The sequence below is a fragment of the Leeia aquatica genome (assembly GCF_012641365.1).
Lineage (GTDB): Bacteria > Pseudomonadota > Gammaproteobacteria > Burkholderiales > Leeiaceae > Leeia > Leeia aquatica.
Map to the genome: position 1 here is coordinate 776,204 of NZ_JABAIM010000001.1, position 25,803 is coordinate 802,006.

32 protein-coding genes are annotated in these 25,803 nt (G+C 61.0%); 18 read left to right on the forward strand and 14 right to left on the reverse strand.

Annotation, left to right across the window (positions count from 1 at the left end):
• Window positions 1-73 precede the first annotated feature (73 nt).
• Window positions 74-1,594 carry an aldehyde dehydrogenase gene (gene adh / locus HF682_RS03945; protein WP_168875926.1) on the reverse strand — a complete coding sequence of 507 codons (1,521 nt, stop codon included), beginning with the start codon at window positions 1,592-1,594 and terminating at the stop codon, window positions 74-76.
• Between the two features lie 322 nt (window positions 1,595-1,916).
• Between adh and HF682_RS03950 the strand changes: the two genes are divergently transcribed.
• Entirely contained in the window at window positions 1,917-3,830 is a 1,914-nt protein-coding gene (locus HF682_RS03950; protein ID WP_168875927.1) for a sigma-54-dependent Fis family transcriptional regulator, read from the forward strand.
• 27 nt (window positions 3,831-3,857) lie between these two features.
• Here the strand turns inward: HF682_RS03950 and HF682_RS03955 are convergent, their stop codons facing one another.
• The 3 genes from HF682_RS03955 to HF682_RS03965 all read right to left on the reverse strand — a co-directional run bounded on the left by HF682_RS03955 (window position 3,858) and on the right by HF682_RS03965 (window position 8,051).
• The gene (locus tag HF682_RS03955; protein ID WP_168875928.1) at window positions 3,858-5,780 is read right to left on the reverse strand and encodes a WG repeat-containing protein; all 1,923 of its coding nucleotides are present in this window, start codon (window positions 5,778-5,780) and stop codon (window positions 3,858-3,860) included.
• Between the two features lie 415 nt (window positions 5,781-6,195).
• On the reverse strand, window positions 6,196-7,110 hold the full coding sequence (locus HF682_RS03960) for a hypothetical protein (protein ID WP_168875929.1): 915 nt from the start codon (window positions 7,108-7,110) through the stop codon (window positions 6,196-6,198).
• Window positions 7,111-7,142: 32 nt separating this feature from the next.
• Window positions 7,143-8,051 (reverse strand): hypothetical protein, encoded by a 909-nt coding sequence (locus HF682_RS03965; RefSeq protein ID WP_168875930.1) that lies wholly within the window; start codon window positions 8,049-8,051, stop codon window positions 7,143-7,145.
• A gap of 267 nt (window positions 8,052-8,318) precedes the next feature.
• Between HF682_RS03965 and HF682_RS03970 the strand changes: the two genes are divergently transcribed.
• The 7 genes from HF682_RS03970 (at window position 8,319) to HF682_RS04000 (ending at window position 12,717) form a co-directional block, all read left to right on the forward strand.
• A complete protein-coding gene (locus HF682_RS03970; protein WP_168875931.1) occupies window positions 8,319-9,233 on the forward strand; it encodes a sensor domain-containing diguanylate cyclase in 915 nt (304 codons plus the stop codon).
• A gap of 74 nt (window positions 9,234-9,307) precedes the next feature.
• On the forward strand, window positions 9,308-9,925 hold the full coding sequence (locus tag HF682_RS03975; protein WP_168875932.1) for a DJ-1/PfpI family protein: 618 nt from the start codon (window positions 9,308-9,310) through the stop codon (window positions 9,923-9,925).
• Window positions 9,922-10,485, forward strand: a complete 564-nt coding sequence (locus tag HF682_RS03980) for a nucleotidyltransferase family protein (protein WP_168875933.1) — start codon at window positions 9,922-9,924, stop codon at window positions 10,483-10,485. The genes HF682_RS03975 and HF682_RS03980 overlap by 4 nt, the downstream gene beginning before the upstream one ends.
• A gap of 614 nt (window positions 10,486-11,099) precedes the next feature.
• A complete protein-coding gene (locus HF682_RS03985) occupies window positions 11,100-11,510 on the forward strand; it encodes a DUF6911 family protein (protein WP_168875934.1) in 411 nt (136 codons plus the stop codon).
• 38 nt (window positions 11,511-11,548) lie between these two features.
• Window positions 11,549-11,905: a hypothetical protein gene (locus tag HF682_RS03990; protein ID WP_168875935.1), complete on the forward strand. Its 357-nt coding sequence runs from the start codon at window positions 11,549-11,551 to the stop codon at window positions 11,903-11,905.
• 175 nt (window positions 11,906-12,080) lie between these two features.
• Window positions 12,081-12,509 carry a hypothetical protein gene (locus tag HF682_RS03995; RefSeq protein WP_168875936.1) on the forward strand — a complete coding sequence of 143 codons (429 nt, stop codon included), beginning with the start codon at window positions 12,081-12,083 and terminating at the stop codon, window positions 12,507-12,509.
• A 28-nt stretch (window positions 12,510-12,537) separates the two neighbouring features.
• Window positions 12,538-12,717: a hypothetical protein gene (locus tag HF682_RS04000; protein WP_168875937.1), complete on the forward strand. Its 180-nt coding sequence runs from the start codon at window positions 12,538-12,540 to the stop codon at window positions 12,715-12,717.
• Window positions 12,718-12,724: 7 nt separating this feature from the next.
• Here HF682_RS04000 and HF682_RS04005 read toward each other — a convergent pair whose 3' ends face one another.
• Window positions 12,725-13,480 carry a DUF4184 family protein gene (locus tag HF682_RS04005; protein ID WP_168875938.1) on the reverse strand — a complete coding sequence of 252 codons (756 nt, stop codon included), beginning with the start codon at window positions 13,478-13,480 and terminating at the stop codon, window positions 12,725-12,727.
• A gap of 650 nt (window positions 13,481-14,130) precedes the next feature.
• On the opposite strand from HF682_RS04005, the gene HF682_RS04010 reads away from it, so the two are divergent.
• From HF682_RS04010 to HF682_RS04025, 4 genes are all read left to right on the forward strand, one after another.
• Window positions 14,131-14,394 carry a DUF2798 domain-containing protein gene (locus HF682_RS04010; protein ID WP_168875939.1) on the forward strand — a complete coding sequence of 88 codons (264 nt, stop codon included), beginning with the start codon at window positions 14,131-14,133 and terminating at the stop codon, window positions 14,392-14,394.
• A 126-nt stretch (window positions 14,395-14,520) separates the two neighbouring features.
• Window positions 14,521-14,961 carry a hypothetical protein gene (locus HF682_RS04015; protein ID WP_168875940.1) on the forward strand — a complete coding sequence of 147 codons (441 nt, stop codon included), beginning with the start codon at window positions 14,521-14,523 and terminating at the stop codon, window positions 14,959-14,961.
• Window positions 14,962-15,053: 92 nt separating this feature from the next.
• Window positions 15,054-15,548, forward strand: a complete 495-nt coding sequence (locus tag HF682_RS04020; protein WP_168875941.1) for a hypothetical protein — start codon at window positions 15,054-15,056, stop codon at window positions 15,546-15,548.
• Between the two features lie 44 nt (window positions 15,549-15,592).
• Entirely contained in the window at window positions 15,593-15,991 is a 399-nt protein-coding gene (locus HF682_RS04025) for a hypothetical protein (RefSeq protein WP_168875942.1), read from the forward strand.
• Between the two features lie 8 nt (window positions 15,992-15,999).
• On the opposite strand, the gene HF682_RS04030 is transcribed toward HF682_RS04025, so the two are convergent.
• Together HF682_RS04030 and HF682_RS17685 are read right to left on the reverse strand one after the other, a co-directional pair.
• Window positions 16,000-16,365: a hypothetical protein gene (locus HF682_RS04030; RefSeq protein ID WP_168875943.1), complete on the reverse strand. Its 366-nt coding sequence runs from the start codon at window positions 16,363-16,365 to the stop codon at window positions 16,000-16,002.
• Window positions 16,366-16,392: 27 nt separating this feature from the next.
• Complete coding sequence (locus HF682_RS17685; protein WP_205881895.1) at window positions 16,393-17,265, reverse strand: hypothetical protein; 873 nt, start codon at window positions 17,263-17,265, stop codon at window positions 16,393-16,395.
• Window positions 17,266-17,421: 156 nt separating this feature from the next.
• Here HF682_RS17685 and HF682_RS04040 point away from each other — a divergent pair, with 156 nt between their 5' ends.
• On the forward strand, window positions 17,422-18,156 hold the full coding sequence (locus tag HF682_RS04040) for a hypothetical protein (protein WP_168875944.1): 735 nt from the start codon (window positions 17,422-17,424) through the stop codon (window positions 18,154-18,156).
• Window positions 18,157-18,167: 11 nt separating this feature from the next.
• Here the strand turns inward: HF682_RS04040 and HF682_RS04045 are convergent, their stop codons facing one another.
• The 5 genes from HF682_RS04045 to HF682_RS04065 form a co-directional block, all read right to left on the reverse strand.
• The gene (locus tag HF682_RS04045) at window positions 18,168-18,674 is read right to left on the reverse strand and encodes a hypothetical protein (RefSeq protein WP_168875945.1); all 507 of its coding nucleotides are present in this window, start codon (window positions 18,672-18,674) and stop codon (window positions 18,168-18,170) included.
• 218 nt (window positions 18,675-18,892) lie between these two features.
• Window positions 18,893-19,165 (reverse strand): hypothetical protein, encoded by a 273-nt coding sequence (locus HF682_RS17690; RefSeq protein WP_205881896.1) that lies wholly within the window; start codon window positions 19,163-19,165, stop codon window positions 18,893-18,895.
• Between the two features lie 356 nt (window positions 19,166-19,521).
• Complete coding sequence (locus tag HF682_RS04055) at window positions 19,522-19,890, reverse strand: hypothetical protein (RefSeq protein ID WP_168875947.1); 369 nt, start codon at window positions 19,888-19,890, stop codon at window positions 19,522-19,524.
• A 44-nt stretch (window positions 19,891-19,934) separates the two neighbouring features.
• A complete protein-coding gene (locus HF682_RS04060; protein ID WP_168875948.1) occupies window positions 19,935-20,756 on the reverse strand; it encodes an Imm49 family immunity protein in 822 nt (273 codons plus the stop codon).
• A gap of 61 nt (window positions 20,757-20,817) precedes the next feature.
• Window positions 20,818-21,567, reverse strand: a complete 750-nt coding sequence (locus HF682_RS04065) for a leucine-rich repeat domain-containing protein (RefSeq protein WP_168875949.1) — start codon at window positions 21,565-21,567, stop codon at window positions 20,818-20,820.
• Window positions 21,568-21,757: 190 nt separating this feature from the next.
• Between HF682_RS04065 and HF682_RS04070 the strand changes: the two genes are divergently transcribed.
• From HF682_RS04070 to HF682_RS04090, 5 genes are all read left to right on the forward strand, one after another.
• On the forward strand, window positions 21,758-22,165 hold the full coding sequence (locus HF682_RS04070; protein WP_168875950.1) for a hypothetical protein: 408 nt from the start codon (window positions 21,758-21,760) through the stop codon (window positions 22,163-22,165).
• A gap of 111 nt (window positions 22,166-22,276) precedes the next feature.
• On the forward strand, window positions 22,277-22,639 hold the full coding sequence (locus HF682_RS04075) for a hypothetical protein (RefSeq protein ID WP_168875951.1): 363 nt from the start codon (window positions 22,277-22,279) through the stop codon (window positions 22,637-22,639).
• 80 nt (window positions 22,640-22,719) lie between these two features.
• Window positions 22,720-22,935 (forward strand): hypothetical protein, encoded by a 216-nt coding sequence (locus HF682_RS04080; RefSeq protein ID WP_168875952.1) that lies wholly within the window; start codon window positions 22,720-22,722, stop codon window positions 22,933-22,935.
• A gap of 129 nt (window positions 22,936-23,064) precedes the next feature.
• Window positions 23,065-23,571, forward strand: a complete 507-nt coding sequence (locus tag HF682_RS04085; RefSeq protein WP_168875953.1) for an ImmA/IrrE family metallo-endopeptidase — start codon at window positions 23,065-23,067, stop codon at window positions 23,569-23,571.
• Complete coding sequence (locus HF682_RS04090; RefSeq protein ID WP_168875954.1) at window positions 23,568-24,101, forward strand: hypothetical protein; 534 nt, start codon at window positions 23,568-23,570, stop codon at window positions 24,099-24,101. Before HF682_RS04085 ends, HF682_RS04090 begins: the two co-directional genes overlap by 4 nt.
• A 34-nt stretch (window positions 24,102-24,135) precedes the next feature.
• On the opposite strand, the gene HF682_RS04095 is transcribed toward HF682_RS04090, so the two are convergent.
• Together HF682_RS04095 and HF682_RS04100 are read right to left on the reverse strand one after the other, a co-directional pair.
• Window positions 24,136-25,176: a heparan-alpha-glucosaminide N-acetyltransferase domain-containing protein gene (locus HF682_RS04095; RefSeq protein ID WP_168875955.1), complete on the reverse strand. Its 1,041-nt coding sequence runs from the start codon at window positions 25,174-25,176 to the stop codon at window positions 24,136-24,138.
• Window positions 25,173-25,781 carry a TetR/AcrR family transcriptional regulator gene (locus HF682_RS04100; RefSeq protein WP_168875956.1) on the reverse strand — a complete coding sequence of 203 codons (609 nt, stop codon included), beginning with the start codon at window positions 25,779-25,781 and terminating at the stop codon, window positions 25,173-25,175. Before HF682_RS04100 ends, HF682_RS04095 begins: the two co-directional genes overlap by 4 nt.
• Window positions 25,782-25,803: the final 22 nt, after the last annotated feature.

A 25,803-nucleotide genomic window follows, 5' to 3' on the forward strand; every position in this document is an offset into this window, starting at 1 on the left:
GGGCTGCACTGGTGCGGGTGATACCGGCCCCTTGCGGGGCCGGTTTCCATCACGGCTTCTGCGAAACCATCGCTCAGAAGAAGCCCAGTTTCTGCTCGGCGTAACTTACCAGCAGGTTCTTGGTTTGCTGGTAGTGGTCGAGCATGTCCTTGTGGGTTTCGCGGCCGATGCCGGATTCCTTGTAGCCGCCAAAGGCGGCGTGTGCCGGGTAGGCGTGGTAGCAGTTGGTCCACACCCGGCCGGCCTTGATGGCGCGGCCCATGCGGTAGGCGATGTTGCCATTGCGGGTCCACACCCCGGCCCCCAGCCCGTACAGGGTGTCGTTGGCCATCTCCAGGGCGTCGGCTTCGTCCTTGAAAGTGGTCACCGCCAGCACCGGGCCGAAGATTTCTTCCTGAAAGATGCGCATCTTGTTGTGGCCCTGGAACACGGTGGGCTGCACGTAGTAACCATCGGCCAGCGCGCCGCTCAGTTGCGCCCGGTTGCCGCCGATCAGCACTTTCGCGCCTTCCTGCACGCCCAGATCGAGGTAGGAGGTGATCTTGGTGAGCTGCTCGCGGGAGGCTTGCGCGCCGATCATGGTGTCGCTGTCCAGCGGGTTGCCCTGCTTGATGGCGGCGATGCGGGCGAGGCAGCGTTCCATGAAGCGGTCGTAGATGGATTCGTGGATCAGGGCGCGTGAGGGGCAGGTGCAGACTTCACCCTGGTTGAAGGCAAACAGCACCAGCCCTTCAATGGCCTTGTCGAGGTAGTCGTCGTCTGCCGCCATCACGTCCGGAAAGAAGATGTTGGGCGATTTGCCGCCCAGCTCCAGCGTGGCGGGGATCAGGCTGTTGGCAGCGGCCTGGGCAATCACCCGGCCGGTGCTGGTGGAGCCGGTAAAGGCAATCTTGGCGATGCGCTTGCTTTGCGCCAGCGGCATGCCGGCTTCGCGGCCAAAGCCGTTGACGATGTTGAGCACGCCCGGCGGCAGCAGGTCGGCAATCAGCTCGGTCAGCAGCAGGATGCTGACCGGGGTGGATTCGGCAGGCTTGAGTACCACCACATTACCGGCAGCCAGCGCCGGGGCCAGCTTCCAGGCGGCCATCAGGATGGGGAAATTCCACGGGATGATCTGCGCCACCACGCCGAGCGGCTCGTGGAAGTGGTAGGCCACGGTGTTGTCGTCGATCTGGCTGATGCTGCCTTCCTGCGCACGTACGCAACCGGCAAAGTAGCGGAAGTGATCCACCGCTAGCGGAATGTCGGCGTTCAGCGTTTCGCGGATCGGCTTGCCGTTGTCCACCGTCTCGGCATAGGCCAGCCGCTCCAGATTGGCCTCGATGCGGTCGGCAATCTTCAGCAGGATGTGCGCGCGTTCGCCCGCCGAAGTTTTGCCCCATGGCTCGGCGGCGGCGTGGGCGGCATCCAGCGCCAGCTCGATGTCCTCCGCGGTGGAGCGTGCGGCCTGGGTGTAGGGCGCGCCGCTGATCGGGGTGATCACGTCAAAATACTGGCCTTTGACCGGCGGAACCCATTCGCCACCAATGAAGTTTTCATAGCGGGCCTTGTATTGGACCAAGGCATCTGCCGTACCGGGTGCAGCGTAGATCATGGTGTCGCCTCCTTGTAGGTATGCAGTGTCATGTGTCATGACACCTGCACCCACCATGGCAAGATGCGTACCAGCCGAAGGCTGAATGGCAAGGCACTGATTTATCAGTGTTATTCATAAAATGCAGCACCACTGCACCCAAGCCTGACACGTCCCGAAGCGGGACACTGTCCCAAAATGGGACACCCGGCTGGCAATTTGACCGGTAGGGCTTGTTTATTCCTTTTGGCTTCAGTACCTTAGCTTGCATAACAGCGGCCACCGACCACGGTGAGACCGGACACAAGCGCCCGCGCACAGCGCCCGGCGCAAAGGAGGAGACATGTTGCCTGCCCAAACGGGCCCGGACCTGCGCCGCGCCCGGCAACGCTATCTGGCGCACGGTGAAGCGCCCCCGGCAGATCTGGTCGGGGCCATGCTGTCGCGCTCCTGGCAACGCTGCCTGGCAGCGGGGCTGGCCCCGGTGGGCCGCCTGCCCAGCCCGCTGCAGCTCGACGCCAGCCAGGTAGCCCGCGCCAGCGACCGGCAAAGCGAGCTGGTGGCCCATGCCCGCCCGGTGATGGAATACCTGTACGGGCAAACCCGCGACAGCGGCAGCATGGTGATCCTGGCCGACGACCGCGGCGTGCTGCTGCAAACGCTGGGCGACATGGATTTCCTCAGTCGCGCCGAGCGGGTGGCGCTGATGCAGGGCGCCTCCTGGCACGAGAACCAGCGCGGCACCAATGCCATCGGCACCGCCATAGCCGAATGCGCACCGATTGCCATCCACGGTGCCGAGCATTTTCTGGAGCGCAACGGCTTCCTCACCTGCGCCGCTGCCCCGGTGATGGCCCCGACGGGCCGCCTGCTCGGCGTGCTGGACATCTCAGGCGAACAGCGATGCCGCCACCCGCACACCTTCGGCCTGGTACGGGCTGCCGCGCAGATGATCGAAAACCGGCTGTTTGAAGCCCGCCACGGCGACGCCATCCGCCTGCGCTTCCACCCGCTGCCGGAAGGCATCAGCACCGTGGCCGAAGGCGTGCTCGCCCTCACCGAAGATGGCTGCTGCAGTGGTGCCAACCGTGCGGGCCTTGCCCTGCTCGGCCTGGTCCCGGCGGACCTGGGCCTGACTCCGGTTACGCAAGTGTTCCAGATTCGGGTAGCCGATCTGGTGGCCTGGGGTCGCCAGCACCCCGGCGAAGCCATGCCAGTGCTGCGCCACAACGGCCAGCGCGTCTTCCTGCGTGTGGAGCTGGCACACGGCGCGCGGCGCATCGTCGCAGCCGAACCGGCCCGCAGCACCCCGCCGCAGGATGCCTTCACCCGGCTGGATAGCGGAGATGCCGCGCTGCAAACCGCCATCAGCAAGGCACGCCGTGTGCTCGGCAAGCCCATCGCCCTGCTGCTGCAAGGCGAATCCGGTGTTGGCAAGGAGCTGTTTGCCAAGGCCTGCCATGAATCCGGCCCGCGCCAGGCCCGTCCCTTTGTGGCGGTGAACTGCGCCACCCTGCCGGAGAACCTGATCGAAGCCGAGCTGTTTGGCTACCTGCCCGGTGCCTTCAGCGGTGCACGCAAGGAAGGCTGCCCCGGCCGCATCCGCGCCGCCCACGGCGGCACCCTGTTTCTGGATGAAATCGGCGACATGCCGCTGGCGCAGCAAGCCCGGCTGCTGCGGGTGCTGCAGGAGCACGAAGTGGTGCCGGTGGGCGGCAGCACCCCGGTGCCGGTCGACTTTGTCCTGATCTGCGCCACCCACCGCAACCTGAAGCAGGACATGGAAGCCGGGCGGTTCCGCGCCGACCTCTACTACCGCATCAACGGCCTGACCCTGATGCTGCCCCCCTTACGCGAGCGCAGCGATTTTGCCGCCCTCACCGCCCGCGTACTGCACGAGCTCTCCCCCGAGCAGCCCCGCTACCTCGATGACCGCGTCGCCGCCGCCTTCGCCCGCTACCACTGGCCCGGCAACCTGCGGCAACTGGTCAACGCCCTGCGCACCGCCTGCGCGCTGATGGGCGACGATGAGCACACCCTGAGCTGGGACCACCTGCCGGACGACCTGCTGGACGAACTCCACAGCCAGCCCACCCCACTCCCCAGCCCCCACCCGCCGGAAAACCTGCACGCCCTCTCCAACGCCGCCATCCTCCGCACCATCACCTGCTGCGAAGGCAATATGTCCGAAGCCGCCCGCCGCCTCGGCATCAGCCGCAATACGTTGTACCGGAGGATGAAGGGAATGCCGAATTGAGGCCGTACTCACAAAATAGCCGCAGGGTCACTGGCTTTCTACACCAAGCGTCTGGGTAGGAAGCATCCACAATCCGGTTAGCCACCGAGGTGCCTGCTCGCGGTGCCCCGCATGGTAGTCCAGCCAGGCCCGGGTCCAGAGCACACTGTTTTCAAACGTATCTGTGCTGAACACCTCGGGGTAGCTCTCCGACAGCTCCATCGGGTAGAAGATTTTGGTGCATGGCATGGCCTCGCGCCGCTTCCCCTCTGGCCCCAGCGGGCACCAGGCCGTGTCGCCTGGAGCTACCGTCCAGCTCACCCCCTGAATGAAGCAGGACAAGGCGCGGTAGCGCGGCTCGATAATCATCTTGCCCTGCCCATCCTGCAGGCCCCACAGCCCCGCTTTCTCCACATAGCGTAGCCCACCCGGGCATGCCAGCGAGCGCGCCCGCGCCACAAATGGATTGTGGTGCGGATCAGGCTGGTACTTGCCGTAAGCATTGATCCAACCCGACTGGCCTTTATCCCGGTATGCGAACAGCGCCTCCTCCGCCGACCATTGCAATTGATCAAACTGGGGTCTGACAGTGAACCTACCGTGAAGGTCTGCAATACCCCATTTGCCGTTGACCTCGACTGCCCGGTATTCCCTCTGTGGGGCCTTCGGATCCAGCCAGCTGCCATCCTCCAGCAACAGCCATGCGTTACCCTCGCGGGTAACACGGAACGGGCCAGGGCACCGTCCACTCCAGTCCCCTGGAAACCGCCCCAGAGACTGCCCACCCGGCTTCAGAAATTCATCGCCATCACTGTGATAGAGAATGGATATTCCGCCGGGGCAAGCCTCAATTGGCTTTCCCTCTTTTTGGTCCGCGATCAACTCACCGGCGTTCCGGATACTGAACCATGTTGCCCCCACTCGCACACGGGGAAGCGCGTCATAGCCCGCCTCATCCACCTCGTCAAAATAGCGCCCGCCCAGCAGCTGCCCATCCTCGGTTACCAGCGCCTCTTGCTGCCACCTGGAGCCATTATGATCATTGATGCGTCCTTGGTGAGCCACGCCATAGCGACCTCCACGAAAGGTTAGCCATTCAAAGGCCATCGGCACCACCAGCTTGCCATCCGGGTCTACCGCACCCTCACGACTAAGCAAATGAGCACCACCCGGGGCTGTCGCACCCTGCTCGGGCTCACCCTCAACCACAGCACGAGTCCCGACCAAGCCCTGCACCCTATGAAAGCGCGGGGCCACTTGCCAGCTACCATCCATGCTCATCAACCCCCAGCGCAGATCCCACTTTGAATTACGGGTACCGGCCCAGACCAAGCCGCGCTCTGCGCGATCAAAGCGGGTAAATCTCACGTTCGGCTCTGTCAGCCACCCCCGGTGAAGGTGGTACAAGCCCATTTCATCCGACCCAAACAAACCGCTTTTGTGAACGTCATACCGCCCTGCAAGCCAGGAAGGCCGACTACTGGCCATAAAGTTATCCTCAAACTGCTGGTGCTTTCGTGACCAGACTGACACGGGAGCGGCAAAAAATACCTCGCCCGTAAAGGGGATGATCCGGCCAAACTGGGCAGGCACCACCCACCGGCCTTGCCGGTCGATGATCCCGGACGCCTGCAGGGCGCGAACCTCCGCGTAAGGCCCCAAAAAGGGACCGGCATCCTGATAGGCCGGAGGAATCACCACCTTCCCGGTGTGATCAATGTAACCATAGCGCCCCTGGATGCGCACTGCAGCCAGACCATTGCTAAAACGCTGCGCGTCCTCAAACTGCTGAGGAATACGCTCTACCCGGCTGTCCTTGTCCACATAGCCACACAAGCCGAAAGCCCCCCCGCAGTGGGGCACCAGCTCGACCTCAGCCTGTGCGGCAAGCGACAGCATGCCGAGCAAGGTTAGCAGAAGGGCGTGTGCACGTGATGGCAAGGCGGATAGCAGGTATCGGAGCAGCGTCATGAGGGGGCTGTCTATGGATTGGAAGCATTCACTATACCGCACGACACTACCCTCAAGAACCACTGCACCATTGACAGCCCGCGTAGGGCGCAATAACCAAAGGGCATTGCGCCGTTTGTGGTGAACCACATGCGCCAAGCCCGACAGGTTCGGCCCAACGGTGGGAGGGGTACCTCTCCAACACAAAACACTAGGGCAGCATCTCTGTCTGGCACATTGAATGCACCTCGATCCGTTTCAAAGGTGAGGCGAGGTACGGCGCAATGCCCTTTGGTTATTGCGCCCTACACGAGCTGCATGACCCGCGATCAAGGCAAAGCCGCACCGCCTCCGCTTCAGCCGTAATACTCTGTATCGGAGAATGAAAGCAATACGGGGGTGAGGGTGCGCTGTCAGGGCAGATTGCCATCGTTGCTCAAGATGCACCAGAAGAGACGGCTGGCGGTGCGGGCGGCCCACACTCCGGACCCGTAGTGGGATTATCCTGAGCGCCGGGCCGGCGCAAGCCGCACATGGCCTGTAGCAGGGTGGAATAGGCTTCTTGCTGCCCCAGCCCGTGGCGCACAAAAAGCGTGATGGCGGTGGCCTCTCGTTTTGTCATGGCGTCCATCGGCTCACCCTTCTCCCCGTACTGCGATACGATCCAGTATGCGCCGAGGTCACCCTTGACCTTCAGTACGGCATGGTAGTATTGGGCATCGTCTCCTCCTGCTACCTCGGCAGGGCACACCAGAGACACCTCTCCAGCCTGCGCCGGAACAGGATGATCCGCCATCGCGTCACCACGGCAGTGGATGGAGCTACCGGGCGCCCTGATTCGCAGGGTCTTCAAATCCACCAGACTGAATCGACCGGGGAGCGCCTGCTTGATGGCAGACCAAGGGTTCGTGCATACCGCATGGGCCCATTTGCGCTTCATCTTGGTGCAGGTCATTTCGCTGCGCTCTTCAGGGCCGCTCCAATCCAGCGTAATCGTCACCTGCTGCATCGGCAACGGCTGGTTCGGGTTCCCTGTTTGCTGCAGAAATTGCTGACGTTTCGCCTTCTCCGCCTTGCGGTCGCCTTCGTGATCCAGGGTGAATGCAATGTACCCATGTCCATAATCCTCAAGGGCAATAAAAGGCAGGGTCACCGGGCGCTGTGCGATGGCGAGGTGAACGTCCAATGCGCCGGAGCCATCGTCGGCCAGCTGGTCCGCTTGAGAGGAATTCAAATCAAGCACGATCAAATACAGCACCACCAGCACAACAGCCAGCCCCCACGGCCACCAGCGCTTCCGCTTGCGGGAAGCAGTGTGTAGCTTGGGCTCTTGTTCTACGGCATCCGTCATGGGTTTTGTTTTCCTGTGAACAGGGGGTAGCGTCAGGGCTGTGGGTCCTGCACGGCAGGCTGGCCCGGCATGTTGTCGGCGTGAATGATGAATGGTGCTTCAGGGTTTGGCAACGGCGCACGATATTCATCCAGCGGCAGCAGGTCTGCCAGTTCCTGAATGTGGCCGTAGCGGATGTCTTGCCCTGCTGAGGCGAGGCAGCGGTCGATCAGGGCGAGGGTCAGCCGGGTGTAGCGTTCCGCCGCGCCCGGTAATACGGTATATACCCCGTCGGCGGAGGGGGGCAAATCGTTGCGGGTTGAATAGCGGTGGAGCCAGCGTAGTTCCGGGGGCAATTTGGGCTCAGGGGTTGCAGGGGTCACGCCGTGATAGTCCTGCCGTACCCAGCCCATGGCTTCAGCCAGCTTGCCATAGGCCTCTGTGCTGAACGGCATGGCGACACCGTCCGGCACGCCATCCAGCCCGGCCAGCCGGGCTTGATCGGCCAGCAATTGCCGCTCATTCCAGCGCACAATGCCCTGCACCCACGGCACTGGCCCGCGTTCGATGCTCAGGTCCAGCCAGGGGCTGTGGAGCTGGCAGCCCCGCGTGGGGGCATCCTTCAGCACCGTGAACACTTGTGGTGGGGTGCCTGCGGGATACACCAGCGGCCAGCGGACAAAGCGCAGCAGTGAGCGCTGCTGGCTGGCGGCGCTGCCCGGGCAGTGCTGCGGGTCGGCCAGCCGTGCGGCCAGATGCTGGCTGATGGCGGTAACAAACTCACGGTAAGCGGGGGGGTGTGCGGTCCACCGGGTGGTGGACAGGGTGGTGACCGGTGCGCGATTGGACGGGTCCACCAAACGGATCGGGATCGAGTCTACCGGGCAGCTTGCCGCCACGCACGCGCTGCCGAGCAGGGCGGCCAGCAGGAGGGTGCCGGCGATGGTGGGGTTACGCATCATTAAGCTCACAGGCATCGCAATGATTGAGGGCTCAGCTGGATCAAGTGTCGGCGATTGTGCCAGTATAAGCTGGCCACGGGCACCGGCTTTGATGTTTTCAGCCCGGCTTGCCGTGCCGGGCCGTCTGACCGGGCGGGCTTGTGTTCCCCGCCCGCACTGCTACGCTTCAGGCAAGCTACCGGACACCGACACCCTGATTTCGCCCGAAACCTTGCTTAGCATGTATACGGTGATGACCTCCCCCTCGTTGACCACGGCTGTTACGCCATGAGCTGGCAATCCCGCCTGCCGCCGGAGCTGCTGTGGCAGGCTGCTGCGCAATCGCCCTTGCTGGTGGCCCTGTTTGATGAGCAGGATGTGCTGCAATACGCCAATCCATCATTCTGCCATGCCTTTGGGGTGGCCGAAGGGGAGCAAATCAGCTGGGCCAGCCTGATGCGGCGCAACCATGCGCGGCGTGAGGGCTCATTAATCGAAACGGAGGATATCGACACCTGGCTACGCCAAGTCAGCACCCGGCGCGGCAAGCTGCCGGTGCGCAGCTTCGAGGCCGATCTGTGCGATGGCCGCTGGATCTGGATGACTGAAACCCTGCTGCACAATGGCTGGATGCTGTGCCAGGCTTGTGATGTGACCCAGCTGCGCCATGATGAACGCGCCTTGCGGCAAGCGCTGCAGCGTGCGGTACGGGACAAGCAGACCGATACCCTCACCCAGATCAGCAGCCGTTCGCACATCCTGCGCCTGCTGCAGCGGGACCTGAAACGGCTGGCGGTATCCGGCCGCCCGCTGTGTCTGGCGGTGCTGGATCTGGACCATTTCAAGCAGATCAACGATCAATACGGCCACCCATTTGGCGACAGGGTGCTGGTGAACTTTGCGGCGCGGGTGCAGCGGCAGTTGCGCCGCAGTGATCGTTTTGGCCGGCTAGGCGGCGAGGAATTCCTGCTCATCCTGCCCGACCTGCAACCGCACGATGTCACCACCGTGCTGACCCGCCTATGTGAGGACATCGCTCAGCCAGTGTCCCTGGGGGAACAGCCCGCATTCCGCTACACGGTGTCCATCGGGCTGACCCTGGCCCACCCGGATGAAACGGCCGACCGCGTCTACGCCCGCGCTGACCGTGCGCTCTACCTCGCCAAACAGGGTGGCCGCAACCGGGTAGTTGCACTCGGCTGATGCCTCCTTGCCGGTGCTGGCGCCCTGAGGGGCTCAAGGCATAGAATAACCCATCACCGCGATAAGCGCTCCTCATGCACATTGCCATCCTCACCTTTGACGGCTTCAACGAGCTGGATTCGCTGATTGCCCTCGGCATCCTCAACCGTATCAAAAAGCCAGACTGGCGTGTATCGCTGGCCTGCCCTACCCCCACCGTACGCTCCATGAATGGGGTGACCCTGCACGCCCAGGCCACGCTGGCAGAAGCCGCCACAGCGGATGTAGTGCTGGTCGGCAGCGGCATGCAGACCCGCGAAGTGGTGGCGGATACCGCGCTGATGGCGCAATTGCAGCTGGACCCGGCACGGCAGCTGCTGGGCGCGCAGTGCTCCGGCACGCTGGTGCTGGCCAAGCTGGGCCTGCTGCACGGCATACCCGCCTGTACCGACCTCACCACCAAGCCGTGGGTGGAAGCCGCCGGGGTGGACGTGCTGAACCAGCCACTGTTTGTCTCCGGCAACCTCGCCACCGCAGGCGGCTGCCTGGCCTCGCAATACCTCGCCTGCTGGGTGATTGCCCGGCTGGAAGGGCTGGAAGCAGCCTGCAGCGCCATGCACTATGTGGCCCCGGTCGGCGAAAAGGAAGACTGCGTGGCCCGCATGCGGCGCCATATCGAGCCCACCCTGCACAGTGTACCCGCGCTGGCATGAGCCACGCCGACACCCTGCGTGCGCTGGTCCACCAGACGCCGTGGCTGATGGACTGGCTGCAGCAGGCTCGCGCGCTGGCGTTGCCGGACTGGTACATCGGCGCCGGAGCCATCCGCAACCGGGTATGGGACCATCTGCATGGCTACCCTGCCCAGCCCTCCTGCGACGACATTGATCTGGTCTACTATCAGCCGGAGGCCACGCTGGCGGACGAAGCCGCGCTGCAAACCCGGCTCAATGCTGGCCACACCGGCCCACACTGGGAAGCGGTGAATCAGGCGCTCGTCCACCAGTGGTACCCGGCCCGCTTCGGCCAACCCTGCCCGCCCCTCACCTCCGCGCAGGACGGCATCGTCGGCTGGCCGGAAACCGCTACCGCCATCGGCGTACGACTGGAAGCCGACGACCGCCTCACCCTCGCCGCCCCCTGCAGCCTCGACGACCTCTTCCGCCTCACCCTGCGCTGGAACCCCCTCCGCGTCCCGCGCACCACCTTCCTGCAACGGCTGGAGGGCAAACAGTTTCAGCAACGCTGGCCAGGGCTGCGGGTGGTGGAGTAAGGCTCAAATCTATGCATTCAACCACGGCCCGTGACCCGGAAAGCCAATGGATTTTAAATTCAAAAAAGAGGAGCAGTGATAACCTTGTTAATTATGAGCACAACCCAACTGAAGGTAAAATTTGATTAAAGCAATGTGCTTATATTCTTCTCTAGCCGAAATTCCCGGCAATGTAGATCTGTCGCCTTATAGGCAATCTGTAAGGCCTTTAGACTATGATTTCTGCCTTAATCGAGGGGCGGAATATCTAGTGTTATCCATAATAGAAATGGACAAAGCACCTTGGCTATATGTGGTACCGAATAGCGAAGGATCGGAGCTTGATCTCGCACCAGCTGCATTGTTTTCTTTTAGCAATAACATTATACCAGCCGGTACTATTATTGAAAATGATGGCTCGTTGTCTCCATGCTTGGATATATTGCCGGAAAGTTTGGCCCGCATTGAAAACTGGTTTGAGAAGTACGTTGCGGGTGATGAGTTAGTAATAAAAATAGTCGAATCCGAGGTGCACAGATTGCGGGGATTTTAACTCTACAGAGTGCATATGTGTAACGTAGAGAAATAGCAATACATATTCACGCCCCTGTTTCCAGTAGTAGCAGGAGTAAATTATGGACTCGCGCATCAAACAACAACATTTTATGTCATGGCATGGCTCACCTAAAAGCGGCTCTGCTTACATAAAAGAGTGGCATGAGGTAAATTACCGGTTACAGAAATTGAAATTCTTTGGTGGCTCTTTATCTCTTAGCATCTACCCTGAACCTGACTCAGGAACATTAGACGTTTCAGTAGAATCCTCAGGTGGCTATTATTTTATTTCTTCGACATACAACAACGGACTCACTGACAGTATCACAGAGGTAAGGACTTATAACGGCATGATCCATAATTACCCTAGTGTAGAGATGTACGGACATCTCTGGCCTGGCAGCCTCCTGTGTCGTGATTACACCATTGTAGAGCAGGTCTTCAAGGATTTTTTTGAAAGAGGCGTCGTACCTGAATCAATTCTCTCATAGCCAATTTTTTAAAGATCCTTGTAAAACAGCTATCACTTATGTCACGCATCCTCTACTGCTGGCGCTGCCAAATTGAATTACCCATGCTCACGGAGGAAGAGTGGGCTCTGGTCGAACCCCTCCTCTCGAGCAGGGTGTCCCAGATCATGCAATATCGGAAAAAGCATGGTTGCTCACTGGGCGAAGCGCAGCAGCAAGTGGATGGCAGCGAGGCCCTGGCTCTGTATGAAAAACTTACCGGGTTCAAGGCGTCCAACGTCAACGCCTTATCTCACCATCGTCTCAGTATGTACGGGCCGCCATGCCATGTGTGCGGCAAACCCTTGCGCACGCCGCAAGCAAGGTTCTGCGCGATGTGCAACACTGAGCGCAGGTCTGTGGAAAAGCAGCCATAAATACCCCCGCACACGCCTCGGAACAGACCTGCAAGTATCTGGAAGCCTCCAGCAAGGCCGATGCCGAACACTACGCCCACGGCGAAGCCGTAAGCCTGTATCGGGTGGATGATGCGACGGCGTATTGATGAAGTATTGCCTCCCCTGTAAATACCGCCAGCGTTGACGAGAGCACATGATGACACCAAGACTGGAACTCTATCTGGATGACAGCAGTGCGCTGTGCATGGCAAAGGTGGAAAAAGCCGATGGCGCCAGCCGGGTGTTCATGCAGCTGCCGCTTGCTGAGCTCGGCTTGCATGACCGTGATCAGGCGGCTCGTCAGTTGGGAGCGGCGATTCTGGGGCTCTTCGCCATTTGGCATCCAGCCCGGCTTGCTGAGCATGACACCGCCCAGAAAGAAGCGATTGGTGAAGCCACCGCGCTAGACCACTTCTGCAGTGCCATGCAACTCATTCAACAAGCGTTCGCCCAGAAAACCACTGCCTTTAGCCCGGCCATTGAATTTCTGCTGACGCAGGCGGCACCGCACAACGAGGACGCACGGACCTATCTGCGGGAAACCTGGCCGATACTGCGTGCGCATCTGGAATCACAGCCATGAACCCTGTGGGTCAAGCCGACTGACACGCATGCTGCAAAATATCCTGCTCATTCTGCTCTGGATCGCCATCTTCCTGCTCGGCGGCTGGGCGGGGGATCATTTTTGTTCGCTCGGTTTCTGGCCTGGCGTAGCCGTGACCGCCGTGAGTCTGTTCGTCAATGGCTGGCTGGCGGAGTGGGAGGATCAGCAGCAAGACCGGGATGAGTGAGACGTCCTCAGCGGCGCTCGCGCAGCCATAGTCCAACCGCCAGCGCGGCATACGTCAGCGCGAACAGGCTGGTGGCGTGAATGGTGGTGCGGACCAGCAGGGATTCGCTGCTGATGCCGGGCCAGGCGTCGCGCAGGCTGAGCAGGGCGCCACCGGCAAAGGCCAGCAGCACCAGCAACAGCAGCCCACCCCAGCCGTGCAGCGGGTGGGGGTCGGTCGCCGTTGCACGCTCCGGCATCACCCTGCGCAGCCAGCGGCGATAAGCCACCGTCAGCACGCCAACGCCGAACAGCGTACTGCCATGCTGCAGCACGCTGTACACGGCCACCGTTCGGCCGCCCAGCACCAGCAGCGGTTCCCGCAGTACCGGCCAGGTCTGCACGAATAAGCCGTGGTAGTGGGTGGCGGCGTCCCACACGATATGCGTGGCCGCCCCCAGTAGCAGCGCCAGCAGCATGCGCAGCAGGTCCATTCCTGGCCAGAAGCAGGGGCGCGGTGCGTGCCGCCACGCGCTGCGATGTGGCTCGGGTAGCGGCGCGCTCCACAGCGGCAACAGCAGCACCAGCAACCACGCCAGCGGCAGCACCACCGGCAGGCAATGGGTGACCAGCCCGCTCACCGTATGCGCCTGAGTCGCCCAGTCAAACCGTCCGATGTAGTAGCCCAGATCTGGCGCAATACTGCCCAGCGCCAGCCCGGTCAGGGGCAGCTTGAGCCGTTGCAAGGGCAAGACCGCGGCGAGGTGGGCAAAGGTCCAGGGCATGGGGATTGAGAACGGAACTTCGGCAGTGTCCGGAAGCTTGCGAACCAAAATGAAAGTGCGCGACAATCCAAAGATGACAGAGCCCCTTTGCAGAGGGGCACCGTCATAATCGTTGACACTGGCAAGCAGGCAACAATGATTGTGCTTTGGCTAGATGGGAAAATTTAGCAAAGTACTAAGCAGCATAATCTACGTTTCCTGCCAAAAAGAGTCAAGTAATTTATATACACATTTCGTTCAAAATCGAGCGAATTTTGTGTATCTTTTTTTGGAGATTCATAGTGGTAAAAGTACACATAAAAATTCGACTTCAGTGGGTAAAGCGCCCTTTTTTCAAGGTGTTAACCACCATCATCCTCGCCTCCAGCCTCAGCACGGATGTTCCGCCCTCTCAGCCAACATCCCCAGCGGCAAGTATGTCCACATGATTTAACAGAGCATCTTAAGCAAACATCATTTGCAGAACTCTGCATGTGATGTTTGCTGCGCCTTGACAGCCCGCCCTCCGCGCTGCCAGACTATCCCTGCCTTTCCTTTCAGGATTCGCCGTAAGCGTTTACGTCAATCAACGCACCCATGCTGCCGGTCTGTCCGGTGCAGCGGCCGTCTGGCCGGGTGCTTGATGTGGCTGGCTTGAGGAGAATCCTGCAATGCAATCCGTTGATGCTGTTACCCCCCGTTCGCGCAAGTTGCCGGCCCGTTATGCTGGTATTGTGATGCCGTTTCTGCTGTCCCTGCTGATGACCTGCGTGGTGTCGCTGATCAGTACCCTGCGCAATGTGGGCTGGGTGGATCATTTTGCCAGCCGCTGGCTGAGTGCCTGGGGCATTTCGTGGCTGATTGCCTTCCCTGTCCTGCTGCTGGTGCTGCCGGTGGTGCGCAAGCTGACAGCCATGCTGGTGGAAAAGGCTTAAGCCGTTGTGATGTTGCCCGCGCCCGGCTTGTGTTAGTCTGTGCCCGCTGCCGGGCTGGGCGCGGGAACCTTTGGCGGGCCTGCGGGGACCAAGCATGGTTGGCTTTTCCATCAAGGACAAATGACGATGCGTAAACTTTTGCCGGTCGCCCTGTTGTTGTGCGGCCTGTCTGCCCAAGCGGCGGAGTGGGCCCGTGTGGGTAACGATAACCGGATCGACCTGAGCGCGGTGAAGCTCAAGAGTGGCTCGGTGACGTATCAGGTGCGCTGGGACAACCCGAAAGATGCGAACGACTATATGTTCACGGAGATCGTGGCCAACTGTAAATCGGGTGATACCTATTTCTCGCGCATCTATGAGCATCACCCCGGCAAGAAAGCGGCTTTCCGCAAGCCGACCGGTGAGAGCGCCAAGCATGGCAACCCGCCCAAGGATTCGCCGATTGGTTTCCTGAACAACCTGTTCTGCAGCGGGCAAGCCAGCGTGAAAACCATTGAAGAGGCGCTGTATCAGGCACCGGCTGAAAGCACTGCGCCCAGCCCGGAAAAACCGGCCAGCGCGCCGTAAACCGGCTTTGCCATGGTGGCCGGTCAGCCGTACCGGCCCAACTTGGCGTGCTGCTCAAGGCAGCCCCCCCCATGACACACCTGCGGATACCCATGCCCAGACTGTTGCCGATCGCCCTGCTGCTGTGCGCCCTGTCGGCTCATGCCGAGTCATGGGCGCGGGTAGGTGAGCATAGCCGGGTCGATCTAGCAGCGCTGAAGTACCGCAATGCTTCAGTGATCTACCCCATCCGCTGGGATAACCCGGATGATGCAAACGACTACCTGTTCATTGAGGTGGCGACGGATTGCAAATCCACCCTCACCCGCTTCCCGCGTCTGTATCTGCATCGCCCGGATGGTCCAACGGGCTTCCACAAGCCGCACGATGCGCTGGTTCAGCCGATACGGCTGGGTTGGGGCAGAGGGGCGCCGCTCCCTCCTGTCACGCGGCCGGTGAAGTTGGCCCTGGGTTCGGAGCTTGGTTTTCTGAGCCGCAAGCTATGCGCAGGCGGGGCCGATGCCGCCAGCATCGAAAACGCGCTGTTCCCGCCGCCGCTGGTTGATATCATGCCCTATGAACCGCCAAAAGCCGCTAGCGTGCCTTAAGTCGTGTTACCCTGCTCTGCTGCTGCCCCCATCATGGAACCCGCATGCGTACTGCCCTGCCCCTTGCCCTGCTGCTGAGCGCACTGCCGCTGCATGCCGAGAACTGGGCCTGGCTGAATGGCACCATGCGACTGGATCTGGATGCGGTGCGTACGCAGCAGAGCCTGATCAGCTATCAGGTCCGGCTGGATCATCAGTTCGACCCAGAGGACTTCACCCTGTATGAAACGACGGTGGATTGCAGCACCGGCGATACCTGGCTGACGGCACGCGAGGAGCATCACCCCGGCCATCCGCCAGTCATCAGCAAGCTGGCCCCCGAGCAAATACGGCGGACCCCCGCCAGCAGCAAATCCATGGCGGGGGTGCTGAACACCCTGCTGTGCAACGGCAAGCCCGATGTGGCTACCATCGAGCGGGAAATGGAAAAGCTGGCCCCCTGAGCAACCAGTCAGTCGCTACTGCTGTCGCTACTGTCACTGCTATCGCAGCTGTCATGATCGTCGTCGCTGCTGCCCCCTGGATCGCTGCTGTCGTTCACGCAAGCCGCCTCGGATGGGGGATCAGCAGATGAGTCCCACGTGTTACTGCTGCTGTAGCTGAGGTCAGGCCCATCATCATCGTCACTCATGGATGCGCCAGCCCACCCTGCCCCACCCAGCATGGCCTGCGCCAACAGCAGCCCCAGCAGCGGTAGCGCCCAGATCATCAGCACCGGCCCCATTCGCCGCCCGCCCAGTTCAGCCGATTGCAGCACACGCCACGTCATCAGCAGGTTGGCTATCAACAAAGCGATGATCAGTATTTTCAGGGTCATGGCAGCGCCACCTTTCCGGTTAATCCATCAAACGGCTGATCCCGCACCACCGTCTTGCCCGCCGGGCTGGATTCGCAAGCGGCATGACCGGGACTGGGCATAGGCCAGCACCGCAATCATTCGCTCCAGCAGCACCCTTTCGCCTGATGGATGCACCTGCGCCAGCCAGGGCAGCAAGGCAGCCAGCGCCTGCGCCACGGCGGCGGGTGACAAGTCGTTCTCATCCTTAAGGGCGCACAGCGATGCTGCAGCCGGTTCGTCCAGCCGGTGCAGCAATCGCATCGCTGCGGGCCACTCCTCATGGCGAAGGCTGCCGATCAACTGCGGCACGCCATCAACCACGGCCTCATCCACCGCCCGCCAGCACACTGCAAGCGCCGCGTCGGTACTGTCCCCATCCGCACATTGTGCGTTCACCCAGGCACGGAAGGTCGGGAAAGCCGCCTCAGCCTCCGCCACAATCCGGGAAACGGGCCGCTTGCGGCTGGGAGCATGTTGTTTGGCAAACCGCTTGAAGGCTTTGACCCGCTTGCGGGTATCGTCCGGGTAGCTGACGGCCTCGGCAGCAGCGTGGCCCTGCGCCAGCAGCCACAGATAATCGTCGAAATCACGCGCCGCCACGCCTCGCTCACCCTCGGAGCCCAGGAACACCACCGGCTGCATCAGCAACGGCAGATCAGGCAACACCTGCCAGAAGGCCGTCATCCCGCCCGCGCCATCTTCTGCAAACACCTTCAGGCTACTGCCATCAGCCTCCGGATTGCCAGTCCAGGCCCGGAACCAGCGCTTGGTTTCTTTCTTGGGTAGAAAGGCCGACAGCGGCTCAAAATAAAGGCCATCGTCCTCATCGGTGTCATAGTCCAGCGCGTGCAGCTCAGCCAGCAAAGGGGGAAATTTCATGGTCCATCCACTTTAATACCAGGGGCAATTCGCCTACAGCATAGCAGTGTCGTGCCGCTCGGAGTGCCCCATCACCGAACAACAAGGTAACAGGAACCAAGATCATACTTTCCGGTCTGTGAGGGGAAACCTGCTGACCTGCTCCGGAGCCCACCCATGCGCCGCATAGCCCTTACACTGACCTGCGCCCTCAGCCTGCTTGCCACCACTTCGCACGCAGCCGCCCTGCGCGCCTGGGGACCGGAGCAGGTGGTGGGTGCTCCCAATACACCGGGACAGGGTGATTTCGTCACCGCCTGGGCTTCGCTCAGCGAGGATGGGCAGATGGAATGGTTGCTGCTGGACTACGCCCGCAGCGTGGTCCCCAGCCAGCTGCGGGTGTTTGAGACCTTCAACCCCGGCGCGGTGATCAAAGTCACCGCACTGGATGCGCAAGGCAAGGAAACCCCGCTATGGGAAGGTCAGGACCCGCTCTTGGGGAACACGGGGCACGTGGCGGAGCTACCCTTGAACGGCAAGCGCCCCACACGCCAGATCAAGCTCTATCTGGATTCCGTCAAGGTGGCAGGCTGGAATGAGATCGACGCAGTGGAGCTGATTGGCCGTGATGGCAGCCGCCAGTGGGTACAGCAAGCCCGCGCCAGCTCCAGCTATGCCGAAGCGGACAATACCGGCGACACATCGACCAGCTACACCCCGGCAGCGGATGGCCTCAACGCATACCTCGGCAAAACGCTGCGCATCGAGCTGGACAACCGGCAAGTAGTACGCGGCATCCTGCAAGCCAGCAGCCCGACCTTCCTGACGGTAGAGGACAAGCCAAACAAACGCCGCCTGCTCATCCCCACCGCCCGTGTCCTGCTGATCGAGGTACCCTATTCGTCACGCTGAAGCGTGCAGGCTCAGCCAGGCGTGTTTTCAGCCTCCACCCGGACATCTACTGACCAGGATTGAATCCCCGAGGTGTTGCAGCCCCCCAGCCCCGTGTCACCGTAGGCGCCGATGGTCAGCACATGCGGCCCGGCAGCGGCGCGGATCAGGCGCGAGGCCGATGCACCGGGATGCAGCGCACCAAAGAAGTACGGGGTGGTGCCGCCATCCAGCACATCCAGAAACACCACATACATGATGGGGGCGCAATGGCTGCTGGGCGCACGCAGGCTGACCAGATAGAAGCCTTGGTCACCCTGATTGGCGGTAAAGCGGTGGGTGGCAAAGCGGCTGCACGAGGTCTGCCCTCCCGCGTTGGTATCCGCAGGCAGGCACGTAACCGCACCGGAATTCTGCCAGACCGGAAACTGGCGCGCTGCGGGTGGCAACGTGGTGGGCAAGGAAAATGGCCCGGCCCATATCACACCCCAAGTCAGCCATGTGGCCAAACCCAAAAGCAAACGTACCCCTGATGTCATGAACATTCTCCTGCGCGCTGAAAGTGGGAAGACACTGCATGCGGGCTGGTGCCACGGAGGCCGGAGCCCAGTAGCGAATCACCCGCTGTCCCGATCAGACCCCACACCCATGTCAGCATGCCTGCAGTGCAAGCACCGCTACGGCGGCATGGTCAAATATGCCAAAGTCTTTAAAATGGGACATTGTCATGATAGCAGGACTATCACAGTCTGCCAGTTCAGCCCTGGCGCAAGGCCTCAAGCCGCGCCAGCGCCTTGGTCAGCTCCGCCCGGTTGCGGGCCAGCTTCATCCAGCGCGGCAGGCGCGACAGCATGGCGTAGTGATGGGCGCCGTGGCGCTCACGTAGCGAGGCGTGGATATAGCTGGATAGCGCCGCCAGATGGCGCGGGTTGTATACCCACAGCGTACCGTGGCGGGTCGGTGTGGTCAGCCGTAGCGGCAGGCCAAAGTGCGGATCGCGGCACGACTCGGCTACATGAACCCGCCCCATCTCTACAGTTACCTGTGACGTCCGGCCACAGGCGGGGCACAGTGCAGGCCATTCGCCGGGCCGCTGTGCAGGCGCGGCCTCCCGCTGCACGCGCACGCTCAGCCATTTGTGCCCGCAATGCCTACAGGGCCGCCGCCCGTAAAACGCAACCGGCCCCACCCAATCCCCCGCCGCGCTCGTCAATAGTGCCAGGCACTGCCCACACCGAAACCGCGCATCCCAACGATACGGCGACCACGTCGCCCGTACCACCCCCGGCGCATCACAGCGCACGCAACGCACCCACACCTCATCGGCGTAGCTGTGCAGGGACTGATTATTGTCACGATGGCGGAGAGGGGTATTCATCTACAGGCTCACTCACCACCCTTGAACATGCCGACCACCTCACCAGCCTCATCTACTACGGCAGCACTGACGCCATGCGACATCGGGCGCAGGGTACTTTGCAACACGGTTTGGCAGCGCGCATCCGCCATCACCTGCTGTGACACCCGATACTCCGCCAGCCAATAGCGCGTATTGAGGTAAAAGTCTGCAATGTCCAACGGGTTGGCCGCCCGGACATGCCGGTATTGCTGGCATCCTGCAGCCTGCATGCGCATGCGGAGGGTCGCGGCGGATGCTGCATCCGGTAGCCCCACAGACAACGCATAGGCCAGGATGACCAGCAGGACATACAGGCTGCCACCTGTCCAAAGGATACGTGCTACAGATTTTGGCATGGCACTTTCACCATATCTCACCGGTAGACAGGCATGTCTTCTCGTCAGCCTTCCTCCAGAAATGAGTAGGGCTGCTCGTAGTGCGGCAAAGGTGTGCCATCCAGCCACGCCAATGGCAAGTAGGGTGAATCAATGGTGACCGGATACCCCGCCAGGTGAGCAATCTTGGCGTAGATCACCGCGTAGCTGGAAATCAGCCCGTCAGTGAAACCACTTTCCAGATTGGATCGCCCGCGGATCACCGCAGGGGATACCAACTCCTGAAGTGCGGATTGCATCCCTTCCATATTGCCATCTGCCAAGGCCAGGAAGAACTGGTTATCCACTTGGAACCTCCGCTCGCTGTTGGCACCCGGCGGATCCGACAGGACCCGCTCGCAGCGGGTTTTGAGCCGCGACCACTCTTTGCGGAGGGCTACGATCGCGTTGTAAGCACGGAAATTCTCGGTCTTGTGATTCTCGACCCGGTCGAGGTTAAACAAGCGGTCGTAAGCAGTAAACCATTCAATCACCCCGGGATGGTTGGACAGCAGAGGAAACAGCAAACCCAAGACCTGCGCGCCAGGGCTGCCCAAATTTTTTGAAAGTGGCAGATAGGCTTTTTCCACGCTTGCGCAAACAAAGCTCCATTGACGTAGTGCATGAATATCTTGTTCAACGAACCAGCTACATACAGCTTCAGCAGACAAATAGCTGCTCAATCTAAGCAAACAGCCGCTTCGGCTTCCCGTACCCTCGGTTAGAAATTGAATGGCTCGCTTTATCCCTTCAACAGGGTCATGGAACCCCTCAAGATGACTTTTTACATGCGCAATCCGGGCGCTTGCTTTTTCGTGATACTTCTTCATGTCAATAGGCTTGGTCATCTTTGGTCTCATGTCTATCGCCGGTAGACCGGCGTCAGTCTGAATGGTCACGACGGCGACATCATGCCACATCGCCAGGCAGGAGCAGCCGGTCCAGCACATGGTCCTTCGCCAGCAGGGGCAGCGCCAGTAGCTGGGTGCGCTCCGCTTCGCTCAGTGGTACACCAATCAGCTTGAGCTGGCGTAGCGAGCGCAGCGTTGCCAGCTCGGCGTAGCTGCCTTGCTTCAGTTTGACCCAGACCAGCCACAGGGCTTGCAGCGCGGGTAACTGGGTGAGGGGGTGCAAGGTGTCCAGCGGGGCTTTGCGGTTGGAGGCCACGCCGTCGCCACAGATGTTGAGCGCACTCAAGCGCTGCAAGGCTGCCACGGCGCGATAGTCGGATACTTTGTACAGCCCTTCCAGCGCCAGGCTTTGTAGTGTTTGCAAGCGGGCCAGCGGGGTGAGGTCGGTCACACCGGCTGCGCACAGGTGCAGGTGCTGCAAGGCGGTCAGACCGACGATGGCGCTCAGGTCGGTGATGCCACTCCACTTGATATACAGCCCCTCCAGCCGGGATTGCTGGCACAGGCTGTTGAACAGCGCTTGCGGCACCTTTGAATGCAGCCACAGCCGCCGCAATCCGGGGCGCGGTTGCGCGAAGAACTGGCACCAGGCTTCGACAATCTTTTTCTGCTGGCTGGCGGTATGGGTGTTGCCAAGCTGGGTACACACCAGCGCCAGGTCTTCACCGCCCTCGTACTCGCTGACCTCGGTGATGGCGGCGGGGCCGGGGTTGATGCGGGCGTGCCAGTAGGGCAAGTGCTGCGGCATGGTGGATGTCTATGAGGAGGAGCTTCAGCCTAAGTGCAAGGCTGCATCATGTCAAATGGGCAGGCGCAGGCTGAAGTAGTGAGCTGGAAGGGCGCGTTTATACCGAACGGCATTCTTCAATCCACTCATCTACGGTTCAGCTTGCAGCGCGTAGGCTTGGTCGTTCATTGACCCCGCCCCGGAGCAACCCATGTCCAGACTGCTGCCTGCCCTGCTGATGTTGTGCGCCCTGTCCTGCCATGCCGAGGAGCGGCTGTGGATTATCAAGACAGAGCCACTCTATCTGGACTTTAACAGTGTCAAACGCACGGGCAGCCTGCTGACTTACCGCATGCGTCTGGATCACGCCAAGCCTGGTCTAATGTATCTGGCCCTGGAGGTATTGCACAACTGCAGCTCCCTGAACACCCAGGTGACACAGGGGTATGCACGCCTCGAAGGGGAGAATGAGCAAACGCTGCCTGTGCGCGAGGAGTTACGCGAGCCCCTGCGCCCCAAAGGGGCAGCTTTCATGCAGGTGCATCGCCTGCTGTGCCAGGGGGCGAGTCCGCGCGAAGTCATTCAGGCCTGGACGGCTGCGGGCATGCCGTCGGAGTAAGCTGCACCTGCCCGCCATCTTGTTGGGTGGCGGGCGCCTCCAAATATACCAAAAGGCATTGACATGAATATATCAAAGGGTATAATCGTCTCACCCTGACGGAGAGACACCATGTCCATCGCCCCCCTGATCCAGCATATCCGCCACACCACTGCCAGCCTGCGCGCGGATAACGACCGCGCCGAGTTGCGTGAGTTGCAGTCGGCCCGGCAGGCCCTGCAGCAGGAACAGCGAGAGACGGTAGACGCGCAGATTGCGCTGATCGGGCTGCTGCAGCCGGATGCGCTGCAACAGGGCAGGCGACAACGGCTGGCCGAGCTGGCCGCTCAACAACGTCAGGCGCTGGCCCGGTTGGCAGAGCGCATCAGCCTGCTGCAACTGCGGCTCACGCCTGCCCGCCCCCCGCGCCCAGTGGCATCAGCCAGCCTCTCTACCCTGATGGGCTACGGCAGCAGCCGCTACCAGGGCGACTAGCCCGCCTCACCACCCCGATAACCCCGCCCACCCGCTGTTCCACACAGCGGGCAGGCCCCCTGCACGCTTGCGAGGCCCATATGCACCCCGATACCGACTGGCTGGATTACCCTGCGGATGACGACACCCCCACACCACTGCCCCCCTCCAAGGAGCAGGCCGCCCACGCCCGCCGCCTGCGCGAACGCCGCGCAGCATTGGAAGAGCGTTGGCTGGTAGCAGCACTGGAGGGGGAGGGGCTAGCCACATGTTGCACCCCGCTTGGCGACATCAACGGCACTCCATCACAGTATTGATAAAAGAACGAATGTTCTGTAAGGTATAACTAATGCACTCAGGAAATCCTGATTGCCATTCTTTATAAAACCATACAGAATCACCATGTTTATTAACGCCTTGGCGTCAAACACTGACGGAGGTGTTCCATGATGACACATAGCACAACACATAAAATCAGGTCTGCTGCTGGCGTGCTGGACCATTACTGGGATGGCACCATCCCGGTCCCCGTAGATACACTGGCTGAGCGTCTGGGGCTCGTGATTCAGCGTGAGCCGGGCCTGGATGCAAGCGGCATGATCGAGTGGCAAGCGGATGACAGCTATCTGATCCGTATCAACAGCTCAGACTCCATGGTCCGTCAGCGCTTCACTGTAGCCCATGAGATTGGTCACTATGTCTTGGGGCATCTGGACGGCCAGCACCGCATGTATCGGGATACCAGTGAGCAATTCCGGTCCGGCATTCAGCAAGCCAAAGAGGCAGCAGCCAACCGGTTTGCAGCCAATTTGCTGATGCCGCCTGACGCTATCGAATGGGCATTTCAGGTCAAAAAAGAATACACCATTGAAGGCTTGGCCAAGCTCTTCCGGGTATCTGAAGCTGCAATCCAGTTTCGGCTGATCAACCTTGGTTATCTGGAGAAACAGTGAGCAATACCCCAGATCTATCTAATGACAAAGCCTCAGAAATCCATCAGGTTTATGCTCCATTAGATAGGCTGGGGCAACGGGAAAACTCGACGCTGGATATGCTCAAACAGCAGAGCAAACACCGGAATTGGGTTATCGGGTTTGCCATGGGTTTTGCAGGCTTACTGGCAATCACTTTCATTATCTTTGTCTGCCGGGTAACCACATTTGCAACCAGCACCCCTCATGGGCCTCAAGTTGTAACCCTCCCAGCCTCCGCGTCTTCCCCGGTTGCGGTTCCCGTTGCCTACCCCGCATTTGACTGGCATCTGCTACTCTTGGGCTCTTCCCTGATCATCCCGCCCACCATCATCCTGTTCATCCTGATCCGCCGGGTGTTTGGTGAAACCAGTCGCAGCCACAGCAGCACGAACAGTCCAAATGATTCATATCCGGATACCCCATGGGGTGAGGTGCTGACGAAACTGACAAGCATTGCAGAATCCTTCATCGATCTTGTCAAGAAAGTGCCCCCTTTTACCGGGAAATAGTGCAGCCGCGTGGAGAGACCACGATATCACGCCCCTACCCCGCCACCCTCCGCATCAGTGCTTCCAGCGGGCCGCGTTGGAACCAGCGTCGCCACAGCCAGGCGTAAAGGATGGCCAGCAGGGCGAAGCCGAGGGCCAGTAGCCAGGTCAGGTTCAGGCTTTGCCCTTGCAGCAGGTCCAGCGCCTCCAGTGCGCCCATGCCGAGCAGGATATGGGTAAGGTAGAGGGTGAGCGTTTGCTGGCCGGGGCGGATCAGCCAGGGCAGCAGGGGGCTGTCGGCATAGCGCCGGTGCAGGATGAGGCAGCAGCCGATCAGCAGGCAGGCTGCGCCGCAGCCGCCCAGCACAAACAGCGGCGACGGCGGCAGCGGGCCGGTATCCAGCATCCAGGCCAACTCGCCCTGTGCGGCCAGCGCCCTTGTCAGCAAGTGTGACAGCAGCACGGCACTCGTCAGCGCCAGCCCCCCACCCCATACCATGCGCTGTTGCAGGCGGGCCTCCGTCAGCGGCAGGCGGCTGAGCCACAGGCCGAGCAGGAAGAAGCTGAACCATGGCAGCAGCGGGTGCCAGCCATTGAATAGCAGGTGCCGCATGAAGCCTGCCACCGTCCAGAAATCCACATACTGCCAGCTGGCCCAGTGCCAGCCCTGGTTGTAGAGGCCCGTCACCTGCACCCACACCGCGAGCGCGGGCAGCAGCAGCATCAGCGCCCACAATGCCCGGTTAGCCAGCCGCAGGCAGAGCACGCCGAGCAGGAAGAAGCAGGCGTAGTAGTGCAGGATGTCGGCCTCGAAGATCAGCAGATTGAGCATGCCAGCCAGCCACAGGAACAGTGCGCGTCGCCAGGTGACGCGCCAGCTGTCTTGCCAGTCCTGCCGGGCAGCGGCCAATCCGAGCCCGATGCCCGCGAGAACCACAAAGCTTGCAGCAGCGCGCCCCTGCAAAGCGGCGAGTGCATGTTGCAGCAGGAGCCAGCCCTGCTGTGAGCTGCCCATCGCCATGCTGAAGTTCACCACCGTCATGCCGACAAAGGCACCAAAACGGGCCAAATCCAGTCCTTGCAGACGCTGACTCATGACGCCCCCCCCGGCGTACGCAACAGGCGGCAACACAGATCCACCTGCTCCCACTGCTCTGCCTCGCTGAGGGTGCGCCGCTGAAAGCCCAGGCGAATGGCCACGCCTTCGATGGCGTCGATCATCATGCTGGCGACTTCCTGCAGCTGGCCCTCGGCCGACACCGTGCCTTCCTCAATGCCCTGTTCCATGACAGCAACCATGGCGTGCATGACTTGCAGCCGATTCGCCGTGAACAGTTTGCCCAGCGCGCTATTGCGCAAAGCTTCGCCAATCACCTCCACCGTCAGCATCACGTTTTCAAACTGCATGCTGCTGCACAGATAAGCATGCACAAAGCGACGCAGCCTGGGCAGTGCAGGTCCCGCTTCCCAAAGTGGCTGCATGCAGGCTGCCATCTCCTCGGACTCCAGCGCCGCAATCTCGGCTACCAGCTCGGACTTGCCGGGGAAGTGGTTGTAGAGATTACCCACGCTGATGTGCGCACGGTCAGCAATCTCACGCATCCCGGTCTGATGAAAACCTTTATGGATGAAGCACGCCAATGCGGCCTCCAGAATCTGCTTTCGTTTTGCTGCTACCTGTTGTTGCCGGTCCTTGCTCATGCGCCTGCTTCCATTGAAGATG

Excerpts from the sequence above, each read along its gene's own strand:
- HF682_RS04040 (WP_168875944.1), top strand. The coding sequence starts at position 17,422 with ATGCGCCGCATAGCCCTTACACTGACCTGCGCCCTCAGCCTGCTTGCC.
- HF682_RS04055 (WP_168875947.1), bottom strand. The coding sequence starts at position 19,890 with ATGCCAAAATCTGTAGCACGTATCCTTTGGACAGGTGGCAGCCTGTAT.
- HF682_RS04060 (WP_168875948.1), bottom strand. The coding sequence starts at position 20,756 with ATGACCAAGCCTATTGACATGAAGAAGTATCACGAAAAAGCAAGCGCC.
- HF682_RS03985 (WP_168875934.1), top strand. The coding sequence starts at position 11,100 with ATGGACTCGCGCATCAAACAACAACATTTTATGTCATGGCATGGCTCA.
- HF682_RS04025 (WP_168875942.1), top strand. The coding sequence starts at position 15,593 with ATGCGTACTGCCCTGCCCCTTGCCCTGCTGCTGAGCGCACTGCCGCTG.
- HF682_RS03960 (WP_168875929.1), bottom strand. The coding sequence starts at position 7,110 with ATGACGGATGCCGTAGAACAAGAGCCCAAGCTACACACTGCTTCCCGC.
- HF682_RS04045 (WP_168875945.1), bottom strand. The coding sequence starts at position 18,674 with ATGACATCAGGGGTACGTTTGCTTTTGGGTTTGGCCACATGGCTGACT.
- HF682_RS03950 (WP_168875927.1), top strand. The coding sequence starts at position 1,917 with ATGTTGCCTGCCCAAACGGGCCCGGACCTGCGCCGCGCCCGGCAACGC.
- HF682_RS04020 (WP_168875941.1), top strand. The coding sequence starts at position 15,054 with ATGCCCAGACTGTTGCCGATCGCCCTGCTGCTGTGCGCCCTGTCGGCT.
- HF682_RS04095 (WP_168875955.1), bottom strand. The coding sequence starts at position 25,176 with ATGAGTCAGCGTCTGCAAGGACTGGATTTGGCCCGTTTTGGTGCCTTT.
- HF682_RS04000 (WP_168875937.1), top strand. The coding sequence starts at position 12,538 with ATGCTGCAAAATATCCTGCTCATTCTGCTCTGGATCGCCATCTTCCTG.
- HF682_RS03990 (WP_168875935.1), top strand. The coding sequence starts at position 11,549 with ATGTCACGCATCCTCTACTGCTGGCGCTGCCAAATTGAATTACCCATG.
- HF682_RS04030 (WP_168875943.1), bottom strand. The coding sequence starts at position 16,365 with ATGACCCTGAAAATACTGATCATCGCTTTGTTGATAGCCAACCTGCTG.
- adh (WP_168875926.1), bottom strand. The coding sequence starts at position 1,594 with ATGATCTACGCTGCACCCGGTACGGCAGATGCCTTGGTCCAATACAAG.
- HF682_RS17690 (WP_205881896.1), bottom strand. The coding sequence starts at position 19,165 with ATGGGGCGGGTTCATGTAGCCGAGTCGTGCCGCGATCCGCACTTTGGC.
- HF682_RS04100 (WP_168875956.1), bottom strand. The coding sequence starts at position 25,781 with ATGAGCAAGGACCGGCAACAACAGGTAGCAGCAAAACGAAAGCAGATT.
- HF682_RS17685 (WP_205881895.1), bottom strand. The coding sequence starts at position 17,265 with ATGAAATTTCCCCCTTTGCTGGCTGAGCTGCACGCGCTGGACTATGAC.
- HF682_RS04070 (WP_168875950.1), top strand. The coding sequence starts at position 21,758 with ATGTCCAGACTGCTGCCTGCCCTGCTGATGTTGTGCGCCCTGTCCTGC.
- HF682_RS04080 (WP_168875952.1), top strand. The coding sequence starts at position 22,720 with ATGCACCCCGATACCGACTGGCTGGATTACCCTGCGGATGACGACACC.
- HF682_RS04015 (WP_168875940.1), top strand. The coding sequence starts at position 14,521 with ATGCGTAAACTTTTGCCGGTCGCCCTGTTGTTGTGCGGCCTGTCTGCC.
- HF682_RS04085 (WP_168875953.1), top strand. The coding sequence starts at position 23,065 with ATGATGACACATAGCACAACACATAAAATCAGGTCTGCTGCTGGCGTG.
- HF682_RS04005 (WP_168875938.1), bottom strand. The coding sequence starts at position 13,480 with ATGCCCTGGACCTTTGCCCACCTCGCCGCGGTCTTGCCCTTGCAACGG.
- HF682_RS03980 (WP_168875933.1), top strand. The coding sequence starts at position 9,922 with ATGAGCCACGCCGACACCCTGCGTGCGCTGGTCCACCAGACGCCGTGG.
- HF682_RS04010 (WP_168875939.1), top strand. The coding sequence starts at position 14,131 with ATGCAATCCGTTGATGCTGTTACCCCCCGTTCGCGCAAGTTGCCGGCC.
- HF682_RS04065 (WP_168875949.1), bottom strand. The coding sequence starts at position 21,567 with ATGCCGCAGCACTTGCCCTACTGGCACGCCCGCATCAACCCCGGCCCC.
- HF682_RS03995 (WP_168875936.1), top strand. The coding sequence starts at position 12,081 with ATGATGACACCAAGACTGGAACTCTATCTGGATGACAGCAGTGCGCTG.
- HF682_RS03975 (WP_168875932.1), top strand. The coding sequence starts at position 9,308 with ATGCACATTGCCATCCTCACCTTTGACGGCTTCAACGAGCTGGATTCG.
- HF682_RS03970 (WP_168875931.1), top strand. The coding sequence starts at position 8,319 with ATGAGCTGGCAATCCCGCCTGCCGCCGGAGCTGCTGTGGCAGGCTGCT.
- HF682_RS03965 (WP_168875930.1), bottom strand. The coding sequence starts at position 8,051 with ATGATGCGTAACCCCACCATCGCCGGCACCCTCCTGCTGGCCGCCCTG.
- HF682_RS03955 (WP_168875928.1), bottom strand. The coding sequence starts at position 5,780 with ATGACGCTGCTCCGATACCTGCTATCCGCCTTGCCATCACGTGCACAC.
- HF682_RS04075 (WP_168875951.1), top strand. The coding sequence starts at position 22,277 with ATGTCCATCGCCCCCCTGATCCAGCATATCCGCCACACCACTGCCAGC.